Below are 16,832 nucleotides of genomic sequence, written 5' to 3'. Positions count from 1 at the left end.
AGGCAAGATCAATGCATAGCACAGGATATTTTCCTTATGAAGCTTCTTTACTCATGCCTTTTAGTCCCAAGTATCTGTTTACTCAGCAGTTGTAGCATAAACATTGCGGGTGGTAATGGCAGACCCGACAATCCTTATTTTATAACCACCCAACCCTTACTGATTAAAAAAATACAGCTTCCTGCTGGCTCAACTTTGGCCTATGAAAAACAGGGCTTTAAAACAGGCAGACAAAGTCAGTTAATGAATGAAAGTAAACTGAAAGGCATCTCATTGCCGAGTGGACAAACCATTATATGGGCTGGTGTGCCAATCAGTGCGATCAACAAATTCAGCAACTCAGAAATGCGCGGCTTTAGCCTTAACGCAGAATTTAAGCAGCTTGCTCCCAATCAAAAATCTGGCTTCTCCAAACAGTGGCAACGTTGTGGTGATGATCTAGGGATTAGTATTAAAAATACAGAGGATTGGTCATTTAATCCAAGTAATATTGTTGATGTGGAAAGCTGTAGTGTGCTTTATCAACGCTACTTTAAAGACAATGCCGAACAGCAACGATTTTTAAATCAATTGTATGCTGAGTTGCTTAAAGTCACTTCAAAATAATTCAGTATTTTTATCATTAAATGCTGACGATAAATCAACATTTTCAAACGGGTTAATCATCATCAAGATACCCTATCGATCATCCCACAACTTTATTTCGACCTTGTGCTTTGGCTTTAAATAGCGATGCATCTGCCCGATTAAACAAAGCTTCCCAACTTTCAGCCCCTGTTGCCACGCCAATACTGACAGAAACATTCAGCTGTTCGTTAGACATCGAACTATTAAAATTTAACCGTGATACATCAGCCAAAATACTTTCAGAAATTTGTAATGCCCAATCCCATTGGATGCGATCAATTAAAATCAAAAACTCATCACCACCAAAACGTACAATTAAATCGGATTGCGCAATATTTGCTTTTAAACATCGAGCAATTTCAACAATAACCGAATCACCTAAAATATGTCCAAAGCGATCATTCACATATTTAAAATTATCAATATCCACCATGATCAAGGTCAACTCTTGAAAGCGATCAGGTTGTGTTGCGATATTTTTTAAATAAACCTCTAAAGCGAGTCGATTTGAAACACCGGTTAAGCTGTCGGTGTTGGCACTATTTTGTAATTGAAATTCAAAAGCATCGCGTTGCTTGAGCATTTCTTTTAATTTATCCAATGCATCGGTTAGGGTATGCACCTCTTTGGTTTGTATCGAAGCTGCACCTATATAATCACGCTCTTGAACTTGTGATAACTCTAAGATCATATTTCTTGCATATATCAAGGGTTCAAATAACTTTTTACGTGTATATAACATCGTAAAAACTGCTACCGACAATGACAAAAGAGAAATAAATAAAGTGATAAAAAATTGACGTTGCTCCGATTCCATTCGATGACGCGCACTTAAGGCGTGGGTTTCAAGTAGATATTTTTGTAAATTTACCACCGTGGTAAACTTATCCACGATTGCATCTGTCAGTTGGTTTGCCGTTAAAAAATAAGGCTGCTGATTTCTACTCTCTTGCACCAAACGATTTACAATGGGTAAACCTTGGTCAATAAATTGAGTTTTTACTTGACCATATAAATAAAGATACTCAGGGGTTTTTAAGGATTCTATTTGCATGGTATCCATCAAACGCCATAAATATTTAACCTGTTCTTGCGTTTGTAATGAGCGTGCTTTGTTATATTCAGGCAATGGTTCGGAAAAGCTTAGGGGTGCCATGATATTGGACGCGACTCGTCCAGATTGATCACGTAAATCAGCCAATATCAGCACAATTGAAGCATAATCCGTCACATCGCTATTATTCTTTTTTGAATGGTTAATTAATTGCTGCAACATGGCTCTACAACTGTCCCATGCCCGAAACATTCCCTGAATCACTTGATCCATTTGCACTGAATTACGTTCTTTTAACGGCAAGGCTAAATAAGCATCGACTTGTTTACGGGCGATGTTCAAATCATGTCTTAATTGAACATCTACTTGATCCGCCAAACTGGTAAACCCCGCCTTGTTTAAGGTCTCTACGGTTAAATTAATCTGTTGATCTACGTCCTTACGATAGTCCTGCAATTCTTTTATTCTGTCTGGAAAATTTGCTGTCGAGCTCGACATTGCTTTATTTGTTGGCGCTCTTTCCCGTGAAATTTTATTGGATGTTTCAGCAAAAACTTGCAAGGCTTGAATATTGACTAAAGCTCGATTTGCTCGGCTATACTCTCGATAATTACTGATGATTTGTGGAACAGCAATTAACAAAACAGACAAAATGATGACTGACATGAGGATAAGCAAACGCGTGCTTATTTGTTCTGATCTGAGTTCATGCACCATCACCATGGTCCTGTGGGAAGTTATATCGTAATAAAGCTAAAAAATTTTGTTTATATTATAGAATATATACACATAAACTACTCCACATAATCAAGTTTAATCTACAGCGTTCAACTGCTTTATATTATCGTTTTTATAGATGAGTAATATTCAAAATTCACATTTTACATATAAATAGAATTTGCATAAAATTAGACTCAGATAGAAATTCTCATTATTTGAAAATATATCTTTTTTATTGCCCAGTTTCCCCCAATAAACTGGGCATTTTTTTACCTACTGCATTTATCTCAAATAAAAGAATAAGCCTAATTTATCTAAGATACTTAATGTCAGTTGCTTACGTTCGGCAGGATCATCTCCTGTCTGCATGTGCATATTTAAAGCAAAAGCGGTGATCTGACCATTCGGCTGTTCTATCCATCCTGTATACCAACCCACTTGTGGCTCAACATCCATTCCCCAGCCACTTTTGGCATAGAGCTTGGAATCACCACGTCTTTCGACATAAAGCATATCTTTGACTTGCTGTTGTACAGCATCATCAAAAGGCAATGTTTTCTTTGCCAATTGATAAGCAAATTTAGCTTCTTGCTCTGGGGTGATTTTCAATGGACCAACCAACCAGAAATTATCCACCTGTTGACCAATTTGTGTATTACCAAAACCAACACGTTTGACTTCTTGACTCATCAAATCCAAACCAATACGTCGTGCCAACTCCTGATATACAGGTACGGCGGAAGCCTGCATTGCTTGTGCCAAGGTCATATCTTTTTCCCATGCGGGAAAAGATCTTTTTTCACCATTCCACTTAAATACTTCTGTATTTGTCGTTTTCGCATGTTGCAAACCAATTAAGGCATTCAACATTTTAAAAGTAGAGGCTGGAATATACGCAGTCTTGGCTCTATTTAAATCATTCCCATAGCGTTTAAATTGAGTTCCGTCATAAGTCACAAAGACGGCTTGAGTTTGCGCATAATTAAACAACAACGGAATTTCACTTGTTCTTTGTGATGAAGCTGGATCATACAAATTAAGCTTCGAAACACAACCTGAAAAAGCCAAACTACTCAGGATGATCAATACACTGCTTTTTATTTTAAATATGTTATTACTCATAAACTTTACTTAGGCATCGACTCTATCTGAAATAGTGTAGATGAGCCCATGAATTATTTTTTAAATTGAATGTAAGAAAATATTTACATGTGCAATATATTGGTGCATAATGCACCTCATTAGGGCAATTTATTAATATTCCTCAGCAGAATTTATTGATTTGCTCCAGATTTTGGCGAAAAATCCCAGTTTTCTTTGAAAATTGGGATTTTTTTTGGCAAGAATCATGCCAACATAATTCATCTTTTGCTTATTTATGCTATATATTGGTGCAATATTTTTATGATCTATTTAATGCGATTTGCTTTGAATTTTTAAATAAAAAAAGCCCAACCTTGGGGAAAGCTGGGCATATAAACTCAAAATCTCAAAAAAATTCATTTAAAATGAATGAACTTTATTGACTCATTATCCAAAATATCTTTTACTTTGTAAAACCTATTAAATTGATCGGATATAAATTAATTATCGTTTTTATAAATAATTGAGAATAAAACAACAATATTCACATGAAATGATTATACAATCACAAATTAATTCTAAAAATAAGCAGAATTTAATGACATTTTCTTGACATTGATCGCAAAACAACCATCGGTAATATCGATCAAAAAACACAAATAAACAATAAAATAAATGTATTAATTTAACAATTTGATCTCTGTTTTATATGAAATAAAACTTTTGTCTGAATTTAGTCTGTTGTTCTAATTAAGTTTTTTTCCAGGTTGACGTAAAGCTGTTCAAATGTACGTTTTTTAAACAATGTAAATTTCATGTATCTACTTTGTAAACAGCGGCCTTAAACGTCATTGACTTAATATCTTGTTACAATACAATGCCGTCTGTTTCACCAATTTCTCCTATTGGAAAAGATTATGAAAAAACTCGGTTTAGCCACTGCTTTATTATTAGCCATGACCGGCGCTCAAGCATACCAATTTGAAATTCAAGGTCAATCAGAGTATATCGATACAACTGTAAATGACAAAGATTTCACTGGCGGTTTGCAAGGTACTTACTACTTCAAAAATGTTGACTCTTCAAAAGGTCCATTGGCTGAAGCGGCGTTCTTAAACCAAGCTTCGAATGTTTCTTTAGCATATAACTATGGCGAATTAGACGCTGATGTAGTTGCACATAACTACGGCGCTAAAGCTGAACTTTATGTTCCTACTCCATATGTACCTGCATATGCAAGTGCTTCTTATAGCCACACAATCCTTGACGGTAAAAATGGCTGGTCAAATGATCAAGGCGATCGTTTTGCATTAGAAGTGGGTGCTCTTCCTACTCAAAACTTCTTAGTCGCTGTTGGTTATACTAACGTTGCTGACCAAGTTGCTTTAGATGCATTCAATGTTATGGGTAACGGCGTTGCTAAAGCGACTGCTGAAGCTGCAACAATTGGTGAAGACCAAGACGCAATCACTGCACGTGCTAAATACGTTGGCGGTATTGACGGTACAAATATGTCTTTAGCGTTTGAATCAGGCATTATCTATGGTGATGCGACTGCATACCAGTTCAAAACTGATTTCTATTTGAACCCACAATTAAGCGTTGGTGCTTCTTACGCAGCATCTAGCTACGAAGGTTCTCCAGATTCAGCTTGGGGTGCAAACGTAAACTACTTCATCACTCCTGCGATTGCAGTTGGTGCAAGCTACGTAAATGCAAACTACGAAGCGAAAAAAGATCAACCTGTTGCCTATGTTGGTGATACGCAAACTGTTGGCTTAAACGCTAAATTCCGTTTCTAAGTTGCTTAGAAATTGAATCAAAAAAAGGACTCATACGAGTCCTTTTTTATTGCCTTTGTTTTTAAATAAACAACTTAGTTTCTCAGTACATTTAAGAAATGTAGATGACGTTCATATTGGTCAATGATGTCTTGAATCAAGTCTTCTTGCGTCCACTCCATCACATCATAGTTTTGACCACCTTCTCTTAAAAATATTTCTGCTTGATAAAAATCATCGGTTTCCTGATGTTCTTCATTCATCATAAAGCTTGGCGCAACCATTTTGCGTGCAATGACTTTATAGATAAAATTGAACTCATCATGATGATCCACACTCAGTTGAACACCGTCTTCAGTTTCTTTAGTCACCACATTTAAATCACGGCGTTTAAACTCAAAACGAATACTTTCAAAAGCCTTAATCACATCAACCTGAATATAGTGTTGTACTTCAGCCAGCGTATGCGGATAGTGCATGATTAAGCCTAAACGTTGCTGCCAGCTGCGTGGGTTTTGCACAGCTCTCGGCGTGATTCTTGCCACTTGTAAAGCCTGCATTTTGGTGACATCTAAGCGCAATGCTTTGACTAAGCCCCAACACAACAGCAGCATAATAAAAGTGAATGGTAGTGCACTCATCATGGTGGCCGATTGTAGCGCGCCTAGCCCACCAACCATTAAAAGAATGATCGACAAGACCGCCATTAAAACAGTCCAGAACAAGCGTTGCCATATCGGCGAATTTTCTGTTTTCGCAGTGAGATAATCGGTCACCAATGCACCAGAATCCGCGGAGGTAACGAAGAACAAGACCACCAGCAGTGTTGCAATAAGACTAAACACACCTGAAAAAGGCAGATGGGTTAAAAATTCAAACAATGCAACTGATGAATCTTTTTGTACCGCAGAAATTAGCCCAACCTGCCCTTGTTCCATAATACTGAACAAGGCAGCATTGCCAATAAAACCCATCCAGATCAAGGTAAAGCCTGTCGGAATAAGCAGTACCCCAACAATAAACTCTCGAATGGTTCGACCTTTTGAAACACGCGCAATAAACATACCAACAAATGGTGACCAAGAAATCCACCATGCCCAATACATGATGGTCCAACCACCAATCCAGCCATTTGATTGATAAGCATATAAATTAAAGGTCATGCTAAACAAATTCGAAATATATTGTCCAGCGTTTTGAATGGTTGCTTGTAGGATATAAATACTGGAACTGGCGAGGAATACAAAGCCTAACAATACCAAAGCTAAAATCAGATTCAGTTCAGAGAGTCGTTTAATTCCTTTGTCTAATCCGAGGAAAACCGACAACGAAGCCAGCGTACTCACCACAATAATCAAAAAGATTTGGGTGCTAATATTACTTTCCCAGCCAAATAAATAATTTAAGCCAGAGTTAATTTGCGTTACCCCAAATCCTAACGTGGTAGCCACACCAAATACCGTACCAATGGTGGCAAAAGTATCGACCGCATCTCCGATTGGGCCATGAATTCGTTGACCAATAATCGGAAACAAACCCGAACGAACTTTGAGTGGCAAGTTATAGCGAAAAGCAAAATAAGCCAGCGTTAAGCCAACAACTGCATAGATAGCCCAAGCATGTAAGCCCCAATGAAAAAAGGTAATTCTCATTGCTTCTTGTGCAGATTCAATGGTTTGTGGATCACCAGCAGGTGGATTGACATAATGCATGACAGGTTCTGCAACACTGAAGAACATTAACCCGATCCCCATACCCGCAGTAAATAGCATGGCAAACCATGACCCATTACTATACTCAGGCTGACTATGATCAGGTCCAAGTTTGATTTTACCCATGTCAGAAAAGGCAATAAAAATCAGCACAATTAAAAATATTGCGACAGATAAAACATAGAACCAACTAAATGAATCGGTGATCCAGCGGTTCATCCTTTGAGTAATCAGTTCAAAGGCATTTGGTGCAAAGACAACAACGGCTAAAAAAAGCGCAATAATTCCAACAGTGCTCAAGAAAACATTTGGATTGACATTGTCAAACCAAGTGATTTTTTTGGAAGGCATATTTCCCCCAGGTTTTTATACTCAATGGACAGACTTTTTAAAGTCAAAAAAAGGCATTCACAGGTGTGAAAAAAGACGAATCCTGTAGAACAGCGATTGGATTCAGGCCACATTATAATTTAAATTAACATTTTCAACAATTTACTAAATGTAACAAGATCATTAGTTCATGATTTTGGTTTATTTTCAATATATTGCAGGGCAATCATCCGTGAGACGATCAGGGCAAAATACATCACGCCACAGAACATTTGCAACATTGAAATCACCCGTGCAGCAGGCGCAACAGGAATCAAATCGGACAATCCTGTTGCCGATTGCAGACTAAAACTAATGAACAATAAATCCAGCCAAGATTGGTAGTCTGCAACATGATTTGGGTTTTGAAAGCTCTGTGGAACCATCAATTGACAGATACTGTATAAGAAGGCAAATCCCCATGCGATCAGGGTAAATACCGCACCCGCAGCAAACAGTTCATCTTTGGTTAAATAACGATCTGCAAACATATAGCGGATTAGGCCATATGCTGCACAAAAATAAGCAGCTGCTTCAAATGAATGTGCAAAGATTTGCAAAGTAACAGAATGAAAACCGATCAGCATCAGAAAGGACAGTACAAATGCCCCCGTGACAAAAGTTAAGCCCAACAGTGTAAATGTCGGTGTTTGTCGAATCACTTTGGCAATAATCAGTAATGCAGAGACACCGAGTAACCAAGTTAAAATTTGATAACTTCTGCTGGCATTGGTATAGACAGATAAAACTAAAATAAGCAGTTGGACCAACAATAACCATGCTGACGGTAATTGTTTAAAACCTTTCCAAAATTCGATCATTGAACGCATATTTTCTGATTCTGATTGTTCTTTTAAACATTCAAATTAACATATTCATGGGGTTTCTTAAATCCTTTCAATTTTTCGTGATCATTCAACTGATCAATCAGCATCAAACAAGCTTTATATCGCTCAAAAGCTAAAACTGGGATGATGGAGTTCTGGCTTTGCATCGCCCATAAAAAAACACCTTCGAAAAGGTGTTTTTTAAGCTGATCTCAAATCACTTAGTGATCTGAAGCACCAGAGATACCAATACCTGTTTGTGAACGTACAAACTGTGCATCAAATGCTTTGCGCTCTGCTTCTGCACGTGCAGATTTGTCTGTCACAGAGAATAACCAGCAGCAGATGAATGCTAATGGCATGGCAAAGATTGCAGGACCATTGAATGAGTTGATCGGAGTATCAGAGATTTTTAATGTATCTACCCAAACTGCTTTAGACAAGATAATTAAAGTCACCGCTGTCACTAGACCGACAACACCACCTACAACAGCACCACGTGTAGTTAAGCCTTTCCAGAACATTGAAAGAACCAATACTGGGAAGTTTGCACACGCCGCGACAGAGAATGCTAAACCCACCATGAAGGCAACGTTTTGCTTCTCGAACAAAATACCTAAAATCATCGCAAAAATCGCAAGACCAAGTGTTGCAATCTTCGACATACGTAATTCAGATTCAGGGGTTGTTTGACCTTTTTTCAGTACGTTTGCGTACAAGTCATGTGAAATTGCTGAAGCACCTGACAGTGTCAAACCTGCAACTACCGCAAGAATCGTTGCGAATGCAACTGCTGAAATAAAGCCCATGAACAGATCGCCACCCACTGCATCTGCAAGGTGTACCGCTGCCATGTTGTTACCGCCAACTAATTCTAGTTTGCCAGTCACAGCCATTTTAGCAACATCAATAAATTGTGGGTTGTTTGATACGAAAAGGATCGCACCGAAACCGATAATGAAAGTTAATAAGTAGAAGTAACCAATGAAGCCTGTTGCAACAACCACAGATTTACGAGCTTCTTTAGCATCTTTAACTGTAAAGAAACGCATAAGAATGTGTGGTAAACCTGCTGTACCAAACATGAGTGCTAAACCAAGTGACAAAGCATCGAGTGGGTTTTTCGCCAAACTGCCTGGTCCCATAATTTTGGTTGCATCATCAAGACTGACATCATGTACTTTTGCAAATACATCAATAGACTGTCTGAACATTTCAGAGAAGCTATAACCGACAGAATGCATCACCATGAACGCCATGAATGTTGCACCTGAAAGTAACATCACTGCTTTAATGATCTGTACCCAAGTTGTTGCCAACATGCCACCGAAGATCACGTAAGCCATCATCAGAAGACCAACAATCACAACTGCGATGTTATAGTTCAAACCAAATAACAGTTTGATCAGCTGACCAGCACCCACCATTTGAGCAATCAAATAGAAAGCCACAACAACAAGCGAACTGATTGCTGCAAGTGTACGTACTGGTTTTTCTTCTAAACGGAACGAAACCACGTCAGACAGGTTATATTTACCTAAGTTACGTAGGCGCTCAGCAACCAAGAACAATACGATTGGCCAGCCAACCATGAAACCCAGTGAATAAAGCAAGCCATCAAAGCCTGAGCTAAACACCAATGCAGAAATACCCAAGAACGATGCAGCAGACATATAGTCACCTGCAATCGCTAAACCATTTTGGAAACCAGAGATACCACCACCAGCGGTATAGAAGTCTGCAGTATTGGTGGTTTGTTTTGCAGCCCATTTGGTAATAAATAAAGTTAAACCAACAAAAATTGCAAACATAATGATTGCATGCCAGTTGGTCGCTTGCTGCTGAGCTTCACCTAAATCTGGGCCTGCTTGTGCAACAGTAGAAAGCAGTGCAGTAGATGCAAGAGCTGCTTTAGTCTTTAAAGAGTTCCATTTCATCTTAGTGCAGTCCTTTTTCGTGGGCGATTGCTTCGACTTCTTTCATTGCATCTGCATTCAATTGATCCAATTTATTGTTGGCAATATATGAGTACACACCACACAATACGAAAGATAAAACAATAATTCCTAGACCTAAAGGAATTCCCCAAGTGGTGATACCACCACTAAATGAACTCATTAAAAATTCTTTGTTATAGCCAACTAAAAGCATAAATCCAACATAAACGAACAACATAATTGCAGTTAATGTCCAGCTTAATTTACTTTTTTTAGCAACCATTTCCTTGAATTTTGGATTTTGTAGAATCGCCTCTACCTGTCTCTCATCCATAACCATGCTCCTTGATAAGCGACCAGAACGCTGGTTGCTTTTTTTAGTCTTTTTTTACATGGTCAAAATTAACAATATTGTGGGGTTCTCGTAACTTAGACTTTGGTCGTTAAATTTTGAGCAAAATAAACGAGACAGTTCATGTATGCGCTATTATAGGCACAGCTTTTTATACTGTAGTCCTTATGAACAGTTGGTTAATTATAGGGGTTCTGGCCCTTTACATCCTCATTCTATTCGTTTGCGCCTTCTTTGGTGAGAAGCATGCGAGTCGATTAAGCACGCGCGGCAGGATGCTTCTCTTTAGTCTAACATTGGGGGTATATTGCTCATCTTGGACGTTTTATGGAGCAACAGGTGCTGCAGTACGTGAGGGGATTATTTTCCTGCCGATTTATTTAGGACCTTTATTATTTGTCTGGCTGGGTTATGACATTTGGCGCCGTTTAGGCCGCGTTCGACAACATCATGCGATTTCTTCGATTGCCGACTTTGTCGCAGCACGTTATGGTAAAAGTGGAACATTAGCGTCCTTAGTGACCATCTTAGCTGTAATCGCCATCATTCCTTACTTAGCACTACAATTACGCGCCATTGCGCTTAGCGCTTCCGTCATGCTCGATCACAATACTCAAGTGGTCTCCACCACCACCAATGGTGTGCTTGGTCTTACCGCTGTATTGGCGATCTTGGCCATGATGTTTGGCACAAGACAAATTGCCAATACCGAACAACATGGCGGTTTAATGCTTGCCGTTGCTTTTGAATCATTTGTAAAACTATTTGCCCTGCTCTGCGTGGCCTTTTTCTTTATTTTTGATCATCCACAAAATATTGTACAAATCTCACAGGATGTGCAAAAGACTTTTCATGAAGTACAACTGTTTGGTGTGCCAGACACTTTCTGGGTTCAAACATTGCTCGCTTCATTGGCGATTATCTGTTTACCACGTCAGTTCCATGTGGCCGTGGTTGAATTACGCGATGAAAAACATATACGTGGTGCAAGACGGTGGTTTGCGGCATATTTGATTCTGACCATTATTGCCATTATTCCAATTGCCAGTTGGGCACTGCATGCAGCACCTAAGTATCTGACCATTCCTGATGTTGCAGTACTCTCTTTACCGATTAGTTATAACCAAGACTGGTTATCTTTACTGGCATTTTTAGGCGGTTTTTCAGCATCAACAGGTATGCTATTAGTCTCTTCTGTGGCACTGTCCATCATGCTCAGTAATGACTTGATTATGCCTTCTCTATGGAAGTTTGGCATTCTTTCTCGTCATGACAAACGCTTACCACAGGTACTTAAATTTACCCGTCGTGTGTGTATTTTAGCGGTAATGTTACTCGGATTTTTATTCTTCCACTTCTTTAATGATATTGACCAATTATCTACCTTTGGGTTATTGGCTTTTAGTGCGGTTGCACAATTTTCGCCGGCTTTAATTGGTGGTTTATACTGGCGTGGCGGAAGTCGCCAAGGGGTTTATGCAGGCTTGGTTGTAGGCTTTATCCTTTGGTCATATACCTTATTATTGCCAACGATTTTACGTAGCTTACCTGTTGAATATAGCCAGTTTGCACATCAATTTTTGATGTTTGGACCTTTAAATATTGAATGGTTAAGACCAGAAGCCTTATTTGGTTTTGAATCTTTTGCCCCGCTTACTCATGGTGTAATCTGGGCACTTGGTTTAAATATTACCTTATATATTTGGGTCTCTCGTATTTATCGTCCTAGTATTGCTGAACAAATACAGGCAGAAAGCTTTTTCTATTATGAAACCAAGCCCTTACCTGCACAAAATACCTCTACCGATATTAATTATTTACACCATGATGTCGCTAAACTTAAAGTTGGTGATCTGATTGCACTAGCCAAACGGATTACTGGTGAAGGGCCAGCAACCCATGCCTTTCAGCAATTTTGTACCATGAACAATGTGGTGCTCAATGAAAATAGCAGTGCCAATGGGATGTGGTGGCGGTTCACTGAACAATACCTCGCAGGCACAATCGGGGCAGCCTCTGCACGGACATTACTCACCACGGCTATGGTCAATAATGGCTTGGCATTGGGCCAAGTGGCAAATATTCTCGACCAAGCGTCACAATGGCAACGCTTTAACCAAAATCTTATCATGACCATGATTGACCACATGACCCAAGGCGTGAGTGTGGTTGATGAAAACATGTGTTTGGTCGCGTGGAACAATCAATATTTAAAGCTGTTTGATTATCCAAAAGATTTAGTCTATGTCGGCTGCCCAATTGCCGATTTGATTCGTTATAACGCAGAGCGTGGCGAATGTGGTCCAGGCTCGGTAGAAGAACATGTACGTAAGCGAATTCATTGGATGAAAGTTGGTAGCGCACATGAGTTTGAACGGATTCGTAAAGATGGCCGTGTGATTCAAATGCGTGGTAATCCCATTGAAGGTGGTGGTTTTGTTACGACCTTTGCAGACATTACTGCATTCCGTGAAAATGAAGCGGTACTTGAAGCACGCGTGTCTGATCGTACCCAACAGCTTGCAAATGCCTTATCTGAACAACAACTGGCACGTGAGCAAGCCGACAAAGCCAATATGTCAAAAAGCCGCTTTATTGCAGCAGCCAGTCACGATTTACTTCAACCGATGCATGCAGCACGCTTATTCAGTACTGCTTTAGAACAAAGCGTACAATCGGATGAAGATCGTAAAACCTTACAACAACTTGATCGTGCCTTACATGGTGCCGAAAGCATGTTGTCTGCCCTTTTGGATATTGCACGACTGGAAGGTGGTTCAATTCAACCGAAACGCCAAGCTTATCCACTGCATGATTTATTAAGTGATTTAGAACTGCAATTTAAATCAATCGCCGCACAACGCAATATCCAATTGCGTGTCCATGATGCCCAATTCTGGATTGATACCGACCCACAATGGATCCGTCGTATCATCCAAAATTTTGTCAGCAATGCCTTACGTTATACTGCTCGCGGACGTGTGATTGTTGGTGTATTACGCGCGTCTAATCGCCCAAATCATATCCGTATCGGTGTCTGGGATACCGGCCCAGGGATTGCAGAAGAGCAACGCATTAAGCTGTTTCAAGAGTTTGAGCGTTGTGGACATACCTCGCCATGGGGTGAGCAAGGCCTAGGGCTTGGTTTGGCAATCGTCCAACGTATGACCAGTTTGCTTGATTATCCTGTGCATGTTTACTCTGAACTAGGTAAAGGCTCATGCTTTATGATTGATGTACCAATGGTAGCAGCACCTAAAGTGGTTTCATCACCTGTACAAGCGGTACCATTAAAAGCCAAAGCTTATAAAATCTTGTGTTTGGACAATGATGATACGATTTTAGAGGGTATGGCAACGCTACTGACCAAATGGGGTTATCAAGTCTTTAAAGCCACTGAACCTGAACAAGCTTTGGAAATTATTCAAAAAGAAAATATTCAAGTCTGGCTGGTTGATCAGCATTTAAATCATGGCAAAATTGGCTTAGATTTTATTGTCGAAAACCGTCAGGAAAATGTTCCTTCAGCACTGATTACTGCAGATTCTGATCCTGAATTACCAGAACGTGTTAAAGACCTCAACGTGGTGTTGTTGAAGAAACCATTGAAACCTGCTTCTCTTCGGGCATGGTTATCTGGCTTGAAGATTTCTAAATAATCTTCCACTACGTTCAACCCTTTTCAGTTTATTGATCACGTTCTTCTTTAATGTTTTGAAACATTTACAACCTCTAGATCGTTGCATTCTAGAGGTTTTGTAACGCAATTTTTTAAGTGGAATAGCAATTTTTTTTAAGCTTTGTGCAAAAGCATTCAAAAAATAGCAAAACTTGAACCCATTTATTGACTAAAAACTTCAAAGCCCTCTTTTCTATGGCAAATAACATCAAAATAGTAAATATACACTTGTATAGTTAGTTACAATTTTCTATTTATATGATTTTAAAAAATAAAAAAACACTTTTTACCCTATCTACAACTTTAGTCGTATTCCTATTGCATCTCAGATAAATCAAAAATTACTTCAAGACAAAATCACGCTCATGTTTAGGAAAACAAAAACAGCGCTTGAATTCAATTTTAAATAGGATTTTTAACCATGAATATTTCAGAAACTGTTCCACATGGGCTACACCAAGCTCAACAATTTCATCGTCAATATGGTGCAAATGCAATCTTGCCTGAAATTGATTGGCAAGATCTTTTTAAACACAGCAAACTCCACGACACACAAATCCAAGCACTCAACACGATTTATCAAGCAGCTGTGCCTTTAGCACTTCAAGTGTTTGAGGAATTAAAATTTGATGTATTTACCCCTGTTGCTTACCATCCTCAAGGCTTAGGTCTGTTTGATAAATTAGCGCAACAAGAAGAAAAACTGGTTCAACGTCTCGAAGATGAATGCGAATGTTTAAATGATGAAGTTCGTCATCAAGTGTGGAGCATGTTACTGCGTGGCGGTGCGGTACTGGTCTTTAAAGCATGGTTAGGTAAAGTAAAAACCGGCGAAAATATCTTAGATATGACCCAATTTGATGAATTATCAGATTTGCTTTTTATCAAAACCTCACCGACAACATTGGCAGCTCGTTTAAAAATCGATGCACATGCAGATTACGACCATGTTTTCCTAATGTATGGCAATGATGTTTTTCTAGACCGTTTTAATAGCTTAGAAGCGGCTGCTTTATTTGTAGATTTAGGTGTTTATGATGCAGCTTTCTTAAGTCTACGTGATGACCGAGTAGCAGATTACCTAAAATCTAAAGGCTATGTCACCCATGAACAAATTGAAGATTTAAAATGTGCTTTAAACCCATTGGGCTGCCCTGATCAAGTTTCTAAACAAGACTGTTTAGCTTAATCCTCATGCTTGAATGATGTATAAAGAAAGCCAGTCAATTGACTGGCTTTCTATTAGAGTGAAGCATCACTACATTTTATTGCGTATTAATACAATGCTTTAGGCAATTTAATCTGAATAATTTCATTATCATCCGCACGCTTTGCATTTCGTCCTGATGAACCTGGAAAGTTATTGTCATTTAAAACAGTTAAAGTATTTTTATTTTCAATAATCACATCTTCAATGGTTTCAAATGGAAAAGCAAAAGTTGTTGCTGTACCAATATCTCCATCACGCGCTGTACCATAGAGATTATTCGGGTTGGCGATATTCATAAGATCAACTAAGTCAGAACGTTTTACCGCTTTCCCAGAATCCCCTAATTCAATTTGAATCAGCTTCTTATAACCATCTAACTTGTTTTGACTCGCATCACGCTCAATGATAATGCCAGACTTATCATCAAACATTTGGAAGTCACCAATATTGGTCGCCTTGGCATTCAAGGTAAAATAATAATATCGCCCAGTATACGCTTTCTTCTTCACATCAAATTGTGAGATAAGCAACTGTTGTGTGGTCTCGCCTTTTAACGGTTTTTCTAACAAAGGATATAAATATTGACCATCCTTAGACAATGCCATTCCTTCAAAGCCACCGCTTTGCTGAACCAAAGGCTCTACATAATTTATGTTGGCTTTATTGAATTGATTTTGCGGAGAACGCAATTCCACACCAGCTTTCAATGGATGAGGTAATGCAATCGGCGCATCAAGCAGTATTCCATCTTTATCAAAATGCAGTAAATATGGTCCAAATTCATCACCAATCCAATAGGTACCATCCGCAGTACGTTGAATCGATTCAGGATCAAAATCTGCCCCAGTGAGTAAACGATCTGTGCTGTTTTGATTGATGATTGAAAATGGTATTAATTTATTGGGATCACGAAGCTGAATAAAGCTCATCACTTGAACTTTTGCAGATCCTGCCGATTTCGTCCGAAAATCAGGTTTTACTTGATAAACACGGAGTAAAAAGTCAGATGAATTGTCTTGTGTACCAAAGCCATTGTCTGCCATGACCATATAAGTGCCATCACCGTTCTTTACAGCACCCGAAAAGCCTTGAACTGGCTGACCTTTAAAAGGCGGGAATATGCCATTGGCGCCCTTTACAAAGGCACCTGAGTTTGGACCAGTTGCATAAGTTTCGACATCAAGTTTGGCAAATGAAACCAAGGTCGGTACGGTGACAGATGGTTCAAATGAGAAATCCTTGTCATCATCATTGCATGCGGTTAAAGCCAATACGCCTAACGCTAAAACAGAATAAGCAATTTTTTTCATAAAGGTCTTTTTATTGATTTAAATGAGCTTTATTAGAAACCAATAGCATGACATTTTGAGGTCATTTCAATGACAATACTGCGTCAGTTTGATGATATACGTAGATATGCTTCACTCAGCATATACTCCACCGTATAAGCGCGCGTCAGCTGAATTAACATATTGAATTTA

The 16,832-nt window shown here is 38.9% G+C and carries 11 protein-coding genes; 4 read left to right on the top strand and 7 right to left on the bottom strand.

Annotation, left to right across the window (positions count from 1 at the left end; translation table 11 throughout):
* Positions 1-36: 36 nt before the first annotated feature.
* A complete protein-coding gene (locus CQZ96_RS14675) occupies positions 37-606 on the top strand; it encodes a hypothetical protein (RefSeq protein ID WP_105713787.1) in 570 nt (189 codons plus the stop codon).
* A gap of 79 nt (positions 607-685) precedes the next feature.
* Here CQZ96_RS14675 and CQZ96_RS14670 read toward each other — a convergent pair whose 3' ends face one another.
* Together CQZ96_RS14670 and blaOXA are read right to left on the bottom strand one after the other, a co-directional pair.
* Complete coding sequence (locus CQZ96_RS14670) at positions 686-2,398, bottom strand: GGDEF domain-containing protein (RefSeq protein WP_004725238.1); 1,713 nt, start codon at positions 2,396-2,398, stop codon at positions 686-688.
* 285 nt (positions 2,399-2,683) lie between these two features.
* Entirely contained in the window at positions 2,684-3,523 is an 840-nt protein-coding gene (gene blaOXA, locus CQZ96_RS14665; RefSeq protein WP_105713786.1) for an OXA-274 family carbapenem-hydrolyzing class D beta-lactamase, read from the bottom strand.
* Positions 3,524-4,401: 878 nt separating this feature from the next.
* Here blaOXA and omp33-36 point away from each other — a divergent pair.
* The gene (gene omp33-36 / locus CQZ96_RS14660) at positions 4,402-5,286 is read left to right on the top strand and encodes a porin Omp33-36 (RefSeq protein ID WP_105713785.1); all 885 of its coding nucleotides are present in this window, start codon (positions 4,402-4,404) and stop codon (positions 5,284-5,286) included.
* Positions 5,287-5,360: 74 nt separating this feature from the next.
* On the opposite strand, the gene CQZ96_RS14655 is transcribed toward omp33-36, so the two are convergent.
* From CQZ96_RS14655 to CQZ96_RS14640, 4 genes are all read right to left on the bottom strand, one after another.
* Positions 5,361-7,328 (bottom strand): BCCT family transporter, encoded by a 1,968-nt coding sequence (locus CQZ96_RS14655; protein ID WP_105713784.1) that lies wholly within the window; start codon positions 7,326-7,328, stop codon positions 5,361-5,363.
* Positions 7,329-7,495: 167 nt separating this feature from the next.
* Positions 7,496-8,176 carry an ion channel gene (locus CQZ96_RS14650; RefSeq protein ID WP_105713783.1) on the bottom strand — a complete coding sequence of 227 codons (681 nt, stop codon included), beginning with the start codon at positions 8,174-8,176 and terminating at the stop codon, positions 7,496-7,498.
* Between the two features lie 218 nt (positions 8,177-8,394).
* Positions 8,395-10,110 carry a cation acetate symporter gene (locus CQZ96_RS14645; protein ID WP_004816490.1) on the bottom strand — a complete coding sequence of 572 codons (1,716 nt, stop codon included), beginning with the start codon at positions 10,108-10,110 and terminating at the stop codon, positions 8,395-8,397.
* 1 nt (position 10,111) lies between these two features.
* The gene (locus tag CQZ96_RS14640; protein ID WP_004725226.1) at positions 10,112-10,444 is read right to left on the bottom strand and encodes a DUF485 domain-containing protein; all 333 of its coding nucleotides are present in this window, start codon (positions 10,442-10,444) and stop codon (positions 10,112-10,114) included.
* Between the two features lie 185 nt (positions 10,445-10,629).
* On the opposite strand from CQZ96_RS14640, the gene CQZ96_RS14635 reads away from it, so the two are divergent.
* Together CQZ96_RS14635 and CQZ96_RS14630 are read left to right on the top strand one after the other, a co-directional pair.
* Complete coding sequence (locus CQZ96_RS14635) at positions 10,630-14,121, top strand: PAS domain-containing hybrid sensor histidine kinase/response regulator (RefSeq protein WP_105713782.1); 3,492 nt, start codon at positions 10,630-10,632, stop codon at positions 14,119-14,121.
* A 441-nt stretch (positions 14,122-14,562) separates the two neighbouring features.
* Positions 14,563-15,330: a hypothetical protein gene (locus tag CQZ96_RS14630; RefSeq protein ID WP_034612732.1), complete on the top strand. Its 768-nt coding sequence runs from the start codon at positions 14,563-14,565 to the stop codon at positions 15,328-15,330.
* A gap of 86 nt (positions 15,331-15,416) precedes the next feature.
* Here CQZ96_RS14630 and CQZ96_RS14625 read toward each other — a convergent pair whose 3' ends face one another.
* Complete coding sequence (locus CQZ96_RS14625; RefSeq protein ID WP_105713781.1) at positions 15,417-16,661, bottom strand: esterase-like activity of phytase family protein; 1,245 nt, start codon at positions 16,659-16,661, stop codon at positions 15,417-15,419.
* Positions 16,662-16,832 lie beyond the last annotated feature (171 nt).

Source organism: Acinetobacter sp. MYb10 (genome assembly GCF_002980175.2).
GTDB classification, from domain to species: Bacteria; Pseudomonadota; Gammaproteobacteria; order Pseudomonadales; family Moraxellaceae; genus Acinetobacter; species Acinetobacter guillouiae.
The sequence above is the reverse complement of the archived record's forward strand: the minus strand, read 5'-3'. Positions and strand labels throughout refer to the sequence as shown.

Coding starts and splice junctions, on each gene's coding strand:
- CQZ96_RS14670 (WP_004725238.1), bottom strand. CDS start 2,398: ATGGTGCATGAACTCAGATCAGAACAAATAAGCACGCGTTTGCTTATC.
- omp33-36 (WP_105713785.1), top strand. CDS start 4,402: ATGAAAAAACTCGGTTTAGCCACTGCTTTATTATTAGCCATGACCGGC.
- CQZ96_RS14640 (WP_004725226.1), bottom strand. CDS start 10,444: ATGGATGAGAGACAGGTAGAGGCGATTCTACAAAATCCAAAATTCAAG.
- CQZ96_RS14625 (WP_105713781.1), bottom strand. CDS start 16,661: ATGAAAAAAATTGCTTATTCTGTTTTAGCGTTAGGCGTATTGGCTTTA.
- CQZ96_RS14630 (WP_034612732.1), top strand. CDS start 14,563: ATGAATATTTCAGAAACTGTTCCACATGGGCTACACCAAGCTCAACAA.
- blaOXA (WP_105713786.1), bottom strand. CDS start 3,523: ATGAGTAATAACATATTTAAAATAAAAAGCAGTGTATTGATCATCCTG.
- CQZ96_RS14645 (WP_004816490.1), bottom strand. CDS start 10,110: ATGAAATGGAACTCTTTAAAGACTAAAGCAGCTCTTGCATCTACTGCA.
- CQZ96_RS14635 (WP_105713782.1), top strand. CDS start 10,630: ATGAACAGTTGGTTAATTATAGGGGTTCTGGCCCTTTACATCCTCATT.
- CQZ96_RS14675 (WP_105713787.1), top strand. CDS start 37: ATGAAGCTTCTTTACTCATGCCTTTTAGTCCCAAGTATCTGTTTACTC.
- CQZ96_RS14655 (WP_105713784.1), bottom strand. CDS start 7,328: ATGCCTTCCAAAAAAATCACTTGGTTTGACAATGTCAATCCAAATGTT.
- CQZ96_RS14650 (WP_105713783.1), bottom strand. CDS start 8,176: ATGCGTTCAATGATCGAATTTTGGAAAGGTTTTAAACAATTACCGTCA.